This is a genomic window from Gracilibacillus lacisalsi DSM 19029, assembly GCF_000377765.1.
Lineage (GTDB): Bacteria > Bacillota > Bacilli > Bacillales > Amphibacillaceae > Gracilibacillus > Gracilibacillus lacisalsi.
In genome coordinates, this window is record NZ_KB898682.1 from 1 (window position 1) to 13,833 (window position 13,833).

The window sequence follows — 13,833 nt, forward strand, 5'->3', positions numbered from 1 at the left end:
CAATTGGTTGAGCTAACCTGTGCTCCTCACCATTCCTATACCATCTCATCCAAGTTTTGATTTGTGTCTTATTTTTAATACCAAACTTCTCCATAATCTCTTTGTTCGTTAGTTCCCCAGAAAGTTTTAAGCGTATCACTTCTCTTTTAATTTCTTCAGGATAAACCATCTTCTTCCCCATAACAAAAAACACCTCCAAATGTCGATAAATAATTAATACGACTCTGGGGGTGTTTTTTCCTGTCTCATATTATTGGGTCACTCTATAGGGACTAGGGAGTTTTTTTGTTATGGAAAGAAAGTATAAAATTTGCGCAGATGTCTAGCTCCGAGCGCCCAAAAACTAGGCGCCTTCACGAATCGCCTTACGATAAGTCATCATCGGTTCGTAAACTCACCGTGATTCCTTTATCTCAGTCGATGCTCTCCAGCTGCTACGTTTCTAAGCAGGCGCTCTATGCTTTTTTTATATGCTAAAATATTATTGAAAGAAAATAGCTAAGATTCTTGAAGAGACGTAACGCCCCCTTTCTTATCACGGAAGTGCTCTTAGGATTGAGCAGGAGAGTATATGTACACTTCAAATTAGAAGATAAAAGTCTGTTAAAATTTATTTATTTTCGTGACAAAACAGAATATATATAATAGAACAAAACGAAAAAAGGAGTAATGAAAATGAACCAGATATCAAAACTCGATGAAACGTACTATGGAGACATTATGGATCTATCACAATATGCCTTTCAATATAGATTGTCAGAAGAAGAAATAGCAGCGAAGAAAGAACAGATGAGCAATCATACTGTATGGGGATGGTTGGAAAATGAACAATTGGCTGCCAAGGTTCATGTTATTCCCTTAAAAGCATATATTCAAGGTGAAATAATGAAAATGGGAGGTGTTGCTTCAGTTGCATCATGGCCAGAATATCGTAGAGGTGGAAAAGTGAAACAACTGCTCAAGAGAGCGTTACAGGAAATGAAAACGAAAGGACAAATTATCTCCTATTTACATCCATTTTCTGTACCATTTTATCGAAAATATGGCTGGGAAATAACTTTTGACAAAGCAGATTGTAAAATACCAATTCGAAGCTTAAAGAAATGTTGGGATGGGATTGGATTTGTAAAAAGAGGTAATAATAATGATCAGACAATATCAATGTTAGATAATATTTATACAGAATATGCGAGTGAGTTTACAGGTCCATTAGCCAGAGATCAACATTGGTGGAAACATCGGATTCTTAACAAAAATGACTTTATAGCGATTGCATATCATGATGATCATACACCAGAAGGATACATAGTATACAATGTAAAAGATAATATTTTTACAGTTAAAGACATTGCATTTTCAACCATAAATGGCCAGAAGTTACTGTTACAATATATGCATGATCATGATTCCATGGCGGATCACATAGTTGTTAGTTTACCTACTAACGATGGAATTATGCTTTTGATTGAAGAGCCTAGGTTTGAACAGAAGGTAACACCTTATTTCATGTCTCGTATTGTCGATGCAGGAGCATTTCTTGCACAATTTCCATACAAGAAATTAGATCATTTTTTTACTTTTGCTATTCAGATAGAAGATCAATTCCTTCCGGAGAATACAGGGGTATATCAGTTATCCATGCATGATCATGATGAGATGAAAATTGATCAAGTAGATAATCGAGATTCCTTACCAACCGTAACAATGAACATACAGCAAATGGCACAGATTTTTCTTGGTTATAAACGTCCTCATGAATTATCACGATTAGAACTTTTGGATGGTGATCAAAAAGCTATTGGACAGCTGGAGGAAATTATTCCAACCAGTCATACATACTTTCCGGATTTCTTCTAAGATAGGTCGGTTTTTTCTGTTCCTCAGTACATTTCTGTGTTGTTTTATAAATACAGGGTATATGGTTGGTATTAAGATTTATAATTAGATATATAAATGTAAAGGGGGGCTCTTTATGTGGGATCAGCTCTTTGATGCAGAGTTTGTAGAGTCTGTTACAAAGCTGATGATATCGCTTTTTTTATCAGGATTGATTGGTTTTGAGCGGGAAGTAAATAAACATTCTGCTGGCTTTCGAACACATATATTAGTAGGAGTCAGTTCCTGCTTGATGATGCTTTTATCTGTTAATGGCTTTCAACACTTTATTGAAAATTACCAGAACATTCAATTTGATCCAGCTCGTATTCCTTCCTATGTCATTAGTGGTATTGGATTTCTAGGGGCAGGTACGATTATTGTCCATGGCGGTACGATTAGAGGTCTGACAACAGCTGCATCTATATGGGCGGTTGCCGGTCTAGGGTTGATTGTTGGTATTGGTATGTATAAAGAGGCTATAGTGACAACATTGATCATTTTAATTAGTTTAGTTGTCTTGAATAAATTTGAAAAAAGGCTACACCGTAAAAGTCATCATATTGTCTTCGAAGTGAAGCTTTCTAAGGAAAAAAATGCTTCAACATTCCTTAACCGTGTACAATCATTTCCGATTGAAATACGTGAATTTGACATTTCTACTGAAAGTACCGATACAACAAAAATCAAAATGTATATTGACGCCATTCACCAGAAAAAACGTGAAAATTTGTATGAATGGTTATTAGAGCAGGAAGAAGTAAAAAAGATTAAAATCCGTTTTCGTTCATAAGGGTTTGAGAGACAGCAAGAAAGGTTATAATAATGAAGACCAAATAGTTTTCAATGAGACCAACTTACAGTATAATAAATATATATAGTCAAATATAGTCAAAGTCAGATTGGAGGAGGGAAAATGCGTAATATTTCAGATATTATTGAAGAATATTTGAAAGAAATCATGCACAGTAACCAGCATAAAATCATTGAGATAAAGCGAAGCGAAATTGCTGATCGTTTTGAATGTGTACCTTCTCAAATTAATTATGTCATCAACACGCGGTTTACTTTGGAAAAAGGGTACTTAGTAGAAAGTAAACGTGGTGGTGGAGGCTATATCCGAATTAGTCGCATTACCAATGAAGATAAAGCAAAATTAATAGACGAAATTATTGAAATGATCCAACCTAAGATATCACAGCAAAAAGCGGTTAATATATTAGAGCGTCTCTTGGAAGAAGAATTAATTACCGAACGGGAAGCAAAATTAATGGTTGGTGCGATTAATCGTAATACCCTCTCGTTTCAGTTACCAATTCGGGATGAGATTCGTGCCAGAATTTTATCGGCAATGCTTAATGCCTTAAAATATCAATTTTAGGAGGTGTACGGTATGGAATGCCAAGAGTGTAAACAAAATCCGGCAACCGTTCATTTCGCACAAGTAATAAACGGTGAGAAAACAGAAATTCATGTTTGTCAGCAATGCGCAAAAGAAAAGGGTTATGTGTCACAAGAGGAAGATGCCTATTCATTGCACCACCTTTTATCAGGACTGTTCAACCCCAAACCTAATGCAATAAATCATCAGTCACATAAAACAGCAGGTAAAGAATTACAATGTGATAAATGTGGCATGACGTATCAACAGTTTGCTAGAATTGGAAAGTTTGGGTGTGCATCTTGCTATCATACATTCTCTGAACATTTAAATCCGCTTTTTCGAAAAGTGCATAGTGGTAATACAGCCCATGAGGGGAAAGTACCAAAACGCGTAGGATCCGATATTTATCAACGTAAAAAGTTGCGAGACTTAAAAGTGAAATTACAACAAGCAATTGCAGAGGAAGCTTTTGAAGAAGCGGCTAAAATTCGCGATGAAATAAGGTCATTAGAGAAGAATCTAAATCACCACGAGGAGCGTGATGATTCGTGAGTTTAGAGCAATTTATCAATGAAGCGATTAGTCCATGGTTAAAAGAGGACGGTCCTGACAGTGATATTGTCATGAGCAGTCGTGTTCGTTTAGCTCGAAACTTTGAGCAGTCCCCTTTCCCATTAATTGCGGACGAAAAGCATATGGAGAATATTCTTTATTTTATGGAAAAGGAATTCAATCACCGCTCTTATTTACAATATAAAGATTTAGAATTTGTCAAAATGGCTGAGTTAAAGCAAGTAGAAAAGCAAGTATTAGTAGAAAAACATTTAATAAGTCCACATCTAGCTGATAAATCGAAGCATGGTGCTGCGCTTATCTCTAAAAATGAACAAGTATCGATCATGGTTAATGAAGAGGACCATATTAGAGCTCAATTATATTTTCCAGGTTTTCAATTAGAAAAAGCTTTGGAACAGGCGTTTCAATTAGATGACTGGTTAGAAGAAAAAATAGATTATGCCTTTGATGAAAATAGAGGATACCTTACAAGCTGTCCTACGAATGTGGGTACGGGGTTAAGAGCATCTGTGATGATGCATTTACCAGCACTTGCGATTACGCGTAAAATCAATCGGATGATCCCTGCTATCAATCAATTAGGTCTGGTTGTGCGTGGTATTTATGGTGAAGGCAGTGAAGCTTTAGGTAATATTTTTCAAATTTCCAATCAGGTAACATTAGGACGGTCTGAAGAGGATATTATCGAAGACTTGAAAGGTGTTGTCGATAAATTAATTGAGCATGAACGACATGCTCGGAAATTACTGATGGAGCAATCAGAACTGGAATTAGAGGATCGAGTATTTCGTTCCTATGGGATATTACAGCATAGTCGGATTATCGAATCAAAAGAAACGGCAAAATGCTTATCTGATGTCCGACTAGGTATCGATTTGGGATTCATCCATCACATCTCTAAATCTATTCTGAACGAATTGGTTGTTTTGACACAACCGGCATTCTTACAACAATATGCGAAAAAAATGCTGACACCGAATGAACGCGATGTTTTTCGAGCATCCTTAATTCGGGAACGCTTTACATTGGAGCAAAAGGAGGAATATTAAAATGATGTTTGGACGATTTACAGAAAGAGCACAAAAAGTATTGGCATTATCACAAGAAGAAGCGGTACGATTAGGTCATAATAATATTGGCACTGAACATATTTTATTAGGACTTGTAAGTGAGGGAGAAGGTATTGCGGCTAAAGCACTTCAAGCGATTGGTCTTGGCGTAGATAAAATTAGAGATGAAGTCGAATCTTTAATCGGTAAAGGCAGTGAAGTATCCCAAACGATTCATTATACCCCGCGGGCAAAGAAAGTCATTGAGTTATCGATGGATGAAGCACGTAAATTGGGTCATTCTTATGTAGGTACAGAACATATCTTGTTAGGGTTGATTCGAGAAGGTGAAGGGGTAGCTGCTCGTGTACTAAATAACTTGGGCGTTAGTCTTAATAAGGCACGTCAACAAGTGTTACAACTGTTAGGAAGCTCAGAATCTGGCGGTTCCCAAAATGGTCGTAACAGCTCAGGTAATAGTGCGAGTACCCCAACATTGGATTCGCTTGCCCGTGATTTAACCTCGATTGCAAAAGAAGGGAACATCGACCCTGTTATTGGCCGTGAGAAAGAAATTGAACGCGTTATCCAAGTATTAAGTCGTCGTACAAAAAATAACCCTGTCTTAATTGGTGAGCCAGGTGTTGGTAAAACAGCAGTAGCGGAAGGCTTGGCACAACAAATTGTTCAAAATGAAGTGCCGGAAATTCTTCGTGATAAGCGAGTGATGACACTTGATATGGGGACGGTAGTAGCAGGTACTAAATATCGCGGTGAATTTGAAGATCGCTTGAAGAAAGTGATGGAAGAAATACGTCAGGCAAGTAATGTGATTCTTTTTATTGACGAATTGCACACACTAATTGGTGCAGGTGGTGCAGAAGGTGCTATTGATGCATCCAATATTTTAAAACCATCATTAGCTCGAGGAGAATTGCAATGTATTGGTGCAACCACATTAGATGAGTACCGCAAGTATATCGAAAAAGATGCGGCATTAGAACGTCGTTTTCAACCAATTCAAGTTGATCAACCATCTGTTGAAGAGTCCATCCAAATTTTACAAGGTTTAAGAGATCGTTATGAAGCACACCATCGAGTGACGATTACAGATGAGGCAATTGAAGCGGCAGCAAAGCTTTCGGATCGTTATATTACCGATCGATTCTTGCCGGATAAGGCTATTGATTTAATTGATGAGGCAGGTTCTAAGGTAAGATTACGTTCATATACAACTCCTCCTAATTTAAAAGAATTAGAACAGAATTTAGAAGAAGTACGTAAAGAAAAAGACGCCGCCGTTCAAAGTCAAGAGTTCGAAAAAGCTGCAGCATTACGTGATGACGAACAACAATTAAGAAAAGAATTAGAAGAGACGGAAGCGAAATGGAAAGAAAAACAAGGACAGGAGAATTCGGAAGTAAGTGTAGAAGATATTGCTAGTGTTGTATCAACATGGACCGGAGTACCGGTATCAGCACTTACTAAGGATGAGAGTGAAAGATTATTACACATGGAAGAAATTCTGCATGATCGATTAATTGGACAGGAAGAAGCAGTAAAATCTGTTTCCAAAGCAATTCGTCGTGCTAGATCAGGCTTAAAAGATCCAAAGCGTCCAATCGGATCGTTTATTTTCTTAGGACCAACTGGTGTTGGTAAAACAGAGTTGGCACGTGCATTAGCTGAATCTATGTTTGGTGATGAAGACGCAATGATTCGTATTGATATGTCAGAGTATATGGAGAAACATGCAACTTCACGACTTGTAGGTTCACCTCCAGGATATGTTGGTTATGAAGAAGGCGGACAGTTAACCGAAAAAGTAAGAAGAAAGCCATACTCTGTAGTACTATTAGATGAGGTAGAAAAAGCACATCCAGAAGTATTTAATATCTTACTTCAAGTCTTAGAAGATGGCCGCTTAACCGATTCTAAAGGACGCACGGTGGACTTTCGAAATACGGTGTTAATCATGACATCCAATGTTGGAGCAAATGAATTAAAACGTAATAAGTATGTAGGCTTTAGCCTTGGTGATGAGGAACAAGATTATAAAGATATGCGTTCTAAGGTAACAGCGGAATTGAAGAAAGCCTTCCGTCCAGAGTTCTTAAACCGTATAGATGAAACGATTGTTTTCCACTCATTAGAGAAGAAACACATGAAACATATTGTAGAGCTAATGGTAAAAGAATTACAGAAACGTTTAACTGAACAGGAAATAGACTTTGTATTATCAGATAAGGCAATTGAAAAAATTGCAAATGAAGGATTTGATCCTGAATATGGTGCAAGACCTTTGCGGAGATCCATTCAAAAGAACGTGGAAGATTTACTATCAGAAGAGTTGTTAAAAGAAACGATTAAAAAAGGACAAAAAGTAACCATTGACCTTGATGAATCTGGTGAATTCAAAGTCGTATAAATCTTAAAAATCGGAAGGGGTTCCCTTCCGATTTTTTCAATAAGGATATTACTCTTCGATCACCTTTATCATGAATGCTAGAGAAATGGTAAATCTTTAGCTTTTAGTCATAAGGACTGAGCGGTTTGTCCATAAGGGTTTGTATTTAGAATAGTGTATAAAGTACAATGCATTTATGTGCAAGGTAACGGAATTTAAAGATTATCCTTTTTTACACTTTTTACATACATCTTTAACTAAATTGATAGATCTCTGTAACTTATAAGGGGGTCTTTTCGTATATAATGAAAGGGAGCGATACTTTTGGCTAAGCGAAAATCTAAATTTGTTTGTCAATCTTGTGGTTATGAATCACCTAAATGGATGGGGAAATGTCCTGGATGTCATGAATGGAATACGTTAGTAGAAGAAGTGGAAGCTACTAAAACAGCTAGAGGTAATTGGGCAACAGGATCAGGTACAACACACAAACCAGAAAAGATATCCAGTATTCAAACACAAGAAGAACCAAGAATTAAGACGAAAATGCAAGAGTTAAACCGAGTGCTTGGTGGTGGTATCGTACCTGGTTCGCTAGTGCTGATTGGTGGGGATCCAGGTATTGGGAAATCTACGTTATTGTTGCAAGTTTCCAGCCAATTGTCACAGCGTGATTTAGATGTGTTATACATTTCTGGAGAGGAATCAGCAAGACAGACAAAACTAAGAGCAGACAGGTTAGATATTTCATCTGAAAGACTATACGTCCTATCTGAAACAAATCTAGTAGATATTGCAAATCAAATTGATCAATTGAAACCAGGTTTTGTTGTGATTGATTCGATTCAAACTATTTATAAAGAAGAAGTAACAAGTGCTCCGGGTAGTGTTTCACAAGTTCGCGAGTGTACAAGTGAACTAATGCGCCTTGCGAAGCAAAATCATATACCTATTTTTATTGTTGGGCATGTGACGAAAGAAGGATCGATAGCCGGCCCCAGATTGCTTGAGCATATGGTAGATGCTGTGTTGTATTTTGAAGGGGAAAGACACCATACTTTCCGAATCTTACGGGGAGTCAAAAACCGATTTGGAAGTACAAACGAAATGGGTATATTTGAAATGAAAGAAGAAGGGTTAACAGAAGTATTAAACCCATCCGAAATTTTTTTAGAAGAACGATCACAAGGTGTCGCTGGTTCAACGATTGTCGCATCGATGGAAGGAACAAGACCAGTGCTAGTGGAGATTCAGGCACTAATTTCTCCTACCAGCTTTGGTAACCCACGGAGAATGGCGACAGGTATTGATCATAATCGTGTTCCGTTATTAATGGCTGTATTAGAAAAAAGAGTAGGTTTAATGTTGCAAAATCAAGATGCATATGTGAAGGTAGCCGGCGGAGTGAAATTAGATGAGCCTGCCATTGACTTAGCGGTAGCGATTAGTATTGCATCTAGCTTTAGAGATCGAGCTCCACATACAGATGATGTATTGGTAGGTGAAGTTGGACTTACGGGAGAAGTAAGAAGAGTATCACGAATTGAACAACGAGTACAAGAAGCCGCTAAATTAGGATTTAAAAGAGCTATCATTCCTGCTAAGAACATGGATGGTTGGACAGTCCCAGCGTCTATTGAAATCATAGGGGTAAATTCTGTGCAAGAGGCAATTAAAGTAGCTTTAGGAGATTGAAAGTTTTAGGGGTATGGTTTCAAAGTGTGCTCTCCAAGAAAGATTTATTCTTTCTTAAAAGTACTAAAAAAATGTTTAAAATTTTAGTAATAGGAGAGACTAGTCTATAGGAGGTGACTGTGGTGCTAAGACGATTTGTGCAACTATTTTTTATTATTGCAGGTGGTACCGCTGGATATTTATATATTCCAAGATTATTGGAATTAATAGGGTTGGCTGAAGGTACATGGTTAACGTCTAATTATATAGGACCCTATGTGGGGTTAGTATTAGGAGCAATTATTTTATTTATTCTTTCTTTATGGATTTCTGATTACATTATGAGATTCTTTGCTTGGATTGAAGAGCTATTAATGAAAGCTCCAGTGTCGGATTTATTATTTGGTAGTTTAGGTATTATCATTGGTTTGATTATTGCGTATTTCTTAAACGACCCGATTCAATCGATTGATATCCGAGTTGTTTCACAGGTAGTACCGATCTTTTTAAGTGTATTACTTGCCTATTTTGGATTCCAAGTAGGGTTTAAAAGAAGAGATGAATTTTTAAATTTATTTACTTTACCAAAAAAGGAAAAGAAAAAAGCTTTGACAACTGAAGAATCTCATCCTGAATTACCAAAGCCAAAAATATTAGATACGAGTGTAATCATTGATGGACGAATTGCGGATATATGCCAAACGAACTTTTTAGAAGGAACCATTATTATTCCTCAATTTGTTTTAGAAGAGTTACAGCATATTGCGGATTCATCAGATGCATTAAAACGTAATAGAGGTCGCAGAGGCTTGGATATACTAAATCGCATCCAGAAGGATTTACCTATTAATGTAGAAATTTATGAAGGTGATTTCGAGGAAATCCAAGAGGTCGACAGTAAATTAGTTAAGCTTGCAAAAGTGATGAATGGGATTGTCGTAACGAATGATTTTAATTTAAATAAAGTTTGTGAGTTTCAGAAGGTACCTGTTTTAAACATTAATGACTTAGCAAATGCCGTTAAACCGATTGTGTTACCAGGCGAAGAACTAGCGGTACAGGTTATTAAGGACGGGAAAGAACAGAACCAAGGTGTTGCTTACTTAGATGATGGTACGATGATTGTGGTAGAAGAAGGTAAGAACTATATCGGACAGAACATCGAAGTCGTGATTACAAGTGTGTTACAAACATCAGCAGGCCGAATGATCTTCGCCAAACCAAAATTGCTTGAAAAAGCACTTTAAAAAAGGTATAACTTATAAAGGATAGACAAAAGTGATAACATGATTGTTATCACTTTTTGTTAGTTTATAATTCACCTTCGGCCAAATGCAAAATAAATACAAACCTACAAAAAAACAAATACTATGAAGTAAGGTGGACATAGATTTGCGTTCTTCCATACTGCATTTTGATGAGTGTAACTATACGCTCCGGCAAGATACTTCGCTTTCCACGGGCACGGCCTTAGCCATGGAACTACTTGGAATTACCTTCTATGCTCCCTTGCACCGAGGAAGCCACTTCTAAGCGCTACTAGAAGAAGCAGGTGCATCACGGGGTCTTCGGCTTGCGCTGCGTCGTGAGGAGTCTACGTATCTTGCCTCGCTTTGCATAATGTTCTGATTATTAAAAGAAGTAACACACGGGTATTGGTTTCCGAGTATTACCTCTTATAAAAGGGAGAATTATCTACACAGCGTAGGCAGAATACGGAGACTCCTGTGGGACAGCGAGAGCTGAAGATCCACTTGGTGAAGTGCTCTTCTTCACCAAGTTAGCTGAAGCCGAGCCCACGGAAAGCGCAGTATTCTGCCGGAGCGTATTTGAGCACTCATCATTAATCAGAATGGGAGAAAGCCTCACTTTTTCGACTTTCATTACTTCGCAGTATCGTATCTAATACGAACTATATAGAATGAGTAAATAGAATCCGATTCATTCTGTTCTATGGAGATGTTACAATCAATAGAGGAAAAATAATAAAAAATGTCTAGAACGAGATTGGGAGAGAATTATAAGCTAGTTAATTAGAGATTGGGGTGGCCGCATGGTAAAATATAATGTGATCGTGTTAGCGGCAGGACAAGGTAAACGCATGAATGCAGGCAAAAACAAACAATTTATTGAACTATTAAATGAGCCTTTAATTATACATACCTTAAAAAACTTTATACAGGACAGTTGGTGCCAAAACATTTACTTAGTCATCAATCCAAATGAGCAAGAGCAAATGGAAGAGTTAATAGTTTCTTATCAATGGCAAGACCAAATCACTTTTGTGCATGGTGGTAGAGAACGACAAGAGAGCGGCTATCAAGGGTTGCTCGCCATCAGCGAAGAGCAACAGGATATGATTGTCATGATTCACGACGGAGCAAGACCGTTTGTGGAGAAGTCACATTTACATGAGCTTGCTCAAGCCGCAAATGAGAATAAAGCAGCATTGCTTGCCGTTCCTGTTACCGATACAATAAAACGAAAAAATGGGGACAAAATAGAAACATTGGATCGTTCAACATTATGGGCTGCACAAACACCACAGGCTTTTAACTACCCATTAATTAAAAAAGCCCATGAGCAAGCAATAGCATCAGAATATCTTGGCACAGATGATGTATCGCTCGTCGAGGCATTGGGAGAACCAGTAGATATTGTTCATGGCACTTATCAAAATGTTAAATTAACTACGCAAGAGGACATTGTGCGAGCAGAAATGATCTTAGAGCGACAGGAGGAAAAGTAATGTTTCGTATCGGACAAGGTTTTGATGTACACCAGTTAGTCGAAGGCAGGCCTTGTATTATCGGGGGTATTGATATACCTTATGAACATGGTTTGTTGGGACACTCTGATGCAGATGTGTTATTACATACGATTGCAGATGCGTGTCTAGGTGCAATTGGTGAAGGGGATATTGGCAAGCATTTTCCCGATACAGACCCCGCATTTAAAGATGCTGATTCACAAAAGTTATTACAAGAAGTATGGAAACTTGTAGAGGAAAAAGGTTATGAGCTTGGTAATCTCGACTGTACAGTTATTGCGCAAGCTCCTAAACTTGCACCATATATCAAACCAATCCAAGATAATATCGCTCGTCTACTACGATCTGATAATGGGCAAGTTAATGTCAAAGCGACAACTTCAGAAAAACTCGGTTTTACCGGAAGAAAAGAAGGGATAGCGGCACAAGCTGTTGTCCTTCTGATTAAGAAATAAAAACGTAACATTATGTCGAAAATAATGGTAAAATAAGATAACAGGAAAAAAGACCGTTAACAAATGATGGAGGGACAATAATCATGGGAAACGAAGTACGCGTACGTTATGCTCCAAGTCCAACAGGGCATTTGCATATTGGAAACGCAAGAACAGCACTTTTTAATTATTTATATGCCAAACATTTAGGTGGATCATTCATTATTCGTACAGAAGATACGGACGACAAGCGTAATGTGGAAGGTGGCGAAGAAAGCCAATTACGCTATTTGAAGTGGCTCGGTTTAGAATGGGATGAAGGTGCAGATATTGGTGGTGAATATGGACCTTACCGTCAAACAGAACGTTTAGATATTTATCAGAAATATGTCGATGAGTTGTTAGAACGCGGTTTAGCATACAAGTGTTATATGACAGAAGAAGAATTGGAAGCGGAGCGCGAAGAACAGCGTGCTAATGGGCAAGTGCCGAAGTATTCTGGAGCACATCGCGACTTAACTGAAGATCAAATAGAGCAATTCGAAGCGGAAGGTCGTAAGCCTAGTATTCGTTTCCGTGTACCAGATAACAGAACATATACATTCAATGATATTGTACGTGGTAATATCACGTTTGAATCCAGTGATTTTGGTGACTGGGTAATGGTGAAGAAAAATGGTATTCCAACTTACAACTTTGCGGTTGCGATTGATGATCATCATATGAAAATAAGCCATGTATTACGTGGGGAAGAGCATATTTCCAACACACCGAAACAAATGATGATATTTGAAGCATTTGGTTGGGATGCACCTCAATATGGTCATATGACATTAATTTTAAATGAAAATCGCAAAAAGTTAAGTAAGCGTGACGAGCATATCTTGCAATTTATTGAACAATATAAAAATCTTGGTTACTTACCAGAGGCATTGTTCAACTTTATTACCTTACTTGGCTGGTCACCAGTTGGCGAAGAGGAATTGTTTACGCAAGAAGAATTTATTAAAATATTTGATCCAGAACGTTTGTCAACATCTCCAGCAATCTTTGACCCGGCAAAATTAAAATGGATGAATAATCAATATATTAAACAGGCCTCTTTAGATGAAGTGGTGGAATTAAGCTTGCCACACTTAATCGAAGCAGGTAAACTGCCAGCTGACATGAACGAAAAGCAAAAACAATGGGCAGTGGACTTAATCAGCTTATATCATGAGCAATTATCTTTTGGCGCAGAAATTGTCGAGTTAACAGATCTTTTCTTCCAAACAGAGATTAACTATAATGAAGAGGCAATGGCTGTATTAAGAGATGAACAAGTACCAGAAGTGTTGGAAGGTTTCTTAGAGCAGTTTAGCAATATAGAAGAATTGTCACCAGAAGCAATTAAAGCAAGTATTAAGGCAACCCAAAAAGCCACCAAACAAAAAGGAAAAAAACTATTTATGCCAATCCGTGTCGCAACTACTGGACAGGTGCATGGACCTGAATTGCCGAATGCGATTTATCTTTTAGGAGAAGATATTGTCAGAACAAGATTGGAAAATGTGTTACAATTAATCAAATAAGTAGCAAATTTTAGCAAACTCACTATAATAGTAAGTAATAAGGTACGTTGACGAGGAGAAGTAAAAGAAACACCGCTTGTACAGAGAAAACCA

Annotated in this window: 12 protein-coding genes and 1 other annotated feature (1 of these 13 only partly in view); of the genes, 11 read left to right on the forward strand and 1 reads right to left on the reverse strand. The window is 37.6% G+C overall.

Features of this window, described 5'->3' with window-relative positions; all coding sequences use genetic code 11:
• A partial coding sequence (locus D569_RS0119805) for a helix-turn-helix domain-containing protein (protein WP_018934177.1) occupies positions 1–181 on the reverse strand: 181 nt, incomplete at its 3' end.
• Positions 182–675: 494 nt separating this feature from the next.
• Here D569_RS0119805 and D569_RS0119810 point away from each other — a divergent pair.
• The 11 genes from D569_RS0119810 (at position 676) to gltX (ending at position 13,740) form a co-directional block, all read left to right on the forward strand.
• Positions 676–1,857, forward strand: coding sequence for a GNAT family N-acetyltransferase (locus D569_RS0119810; protein ID WP_018934178.1), 1,182 nt, complete (start codon positions 676–678; stop codon positions 1,855–1,857).
• A 115-nt stretch (positions 1,858–1,972) separates the two neighbouring features.
• A complete protein-coding gene (locus D569_RS0119815) occupies positions 1,973–2,668 on the forward strand; it encodes an MgtC/SapB family protein (protein WP_018934179.1) in 696 nt (231 codons plus the stop codon).
• A gap of 123 nt (positions 2,669–2,791) precedes the next feature.
• Positions 2,792–3,256: a CtsR family transcriptional regulator gene (locus D569_RS0119820; RefSeq protein ID WP_018934180.1), complete on the forward strand. Its 465-nt coding sequence runs from the start codon at positions 2,792–2,794 to the stop codon at positions 3,254–3,256.
• 12 nt (positions 3,257–3,268) lie between these two features.
• Positions 3,269–3,811, forward strand: a complete 543-nt coding sequence (mcsA, locus tag D569_RS0119825; protein WP_018934181.1) for a protein-arginine kinase activator protein McsA — start codon at positions 3,269–3,271, stop codon at positions 3,809–3,811.
• Positions 3,808–4,884 (forward strand): protein-arginine kinase McsB, encoded by a 1,077-nt coding sequence (gene mcsB, locus D569_RS0119830; protein ID WP_018934182.1) that lies wholly within the window; start codon positions 3,808–3,810, stop codon positions 4,882–4,884. The genes mcsA and mcsB overlap by 4 nt, the downstream gene beginning before the upstream one ends.
• 1 nt (position 4,885) lies before the next feature.
• Entirely contained in the window at positions 4,886–7,312 is a 2,427-nt protein-coding gene (gene clpC / locus D569_RS0119835) for an ATP-dependent protease ATP-binding subunit ClpC (protein WP_018934183.1), read from the forward strand.
• A 303-nt stretch (positions 7,313–7,615) separates the two neighbouring features.
• Entirely contained in the window at positions 7,616–8,986 is a 1,371-nt protein-coding gene (radA, locus tag D569_RS0119840) for a DNA repair protein RadA (RefSeq protein ID WP_018934184.1), read from the forward strand.
• 122 nt (positions 8,987–9,108) lie between these two features.
• A complete protein-coding gene (locus D569_RS0119850; RefSeq protein ID WP_018934186.1) occupies positions 9,109–10,212 on the forward strand; it encodes a PIN/TRAM domain-containing protein in 1,104 nt (367 codons plus the stop codon).
• 806 nt (positions 10,213–11,018) lie between these two features.
• On the forward strand, positions 11,019–11,714 hold the full coding sequence (gene ispD / locus D569_RS0119855) for a 2-C-methyl-D-erythritol 4-phosphate cytidylyltransferase (RefSeq protein ID WP_018934187.1): 696 nt from the start codon (positions 11,019–11,021) through the stop codon (positions 11,712–11,714).
• Positions 11,714–12,190: a 2-C-methyl-D-erythritol 2,4-cyclodiphosphate synthase gene (gene ispF, locus D569_RS0119860; RefSeq protein ID WP_018934188.1), complete on the forward strand. Its 477-nt coding sequence runs from the start codon at positions 11,714–11,716 to the stop codon at positions 12,188–12,190. The genes ispD and ispF overlap by 1 nt, the downstream gene beginning before the upstream one ends.
• An 83-nt stretch (positions 12,191–12,273) precedes the next feature.
• A complete protein-coding gene (gene gltX, locus D569_RS0119865; protein ID WP_018934189.1) occupies positions 12,274–13,740 on the forward strand; it encodes a glutamate--tRNA ligase in 1,467 nt (488 codons plus the stop codon).
• A gap of 38 nt (positions 13,741–13,778) precedes the next feature.
• Positions 13,779–13,833, forward strand: a binding site (T-box leader); it runs 159 nt beyond the window's last position.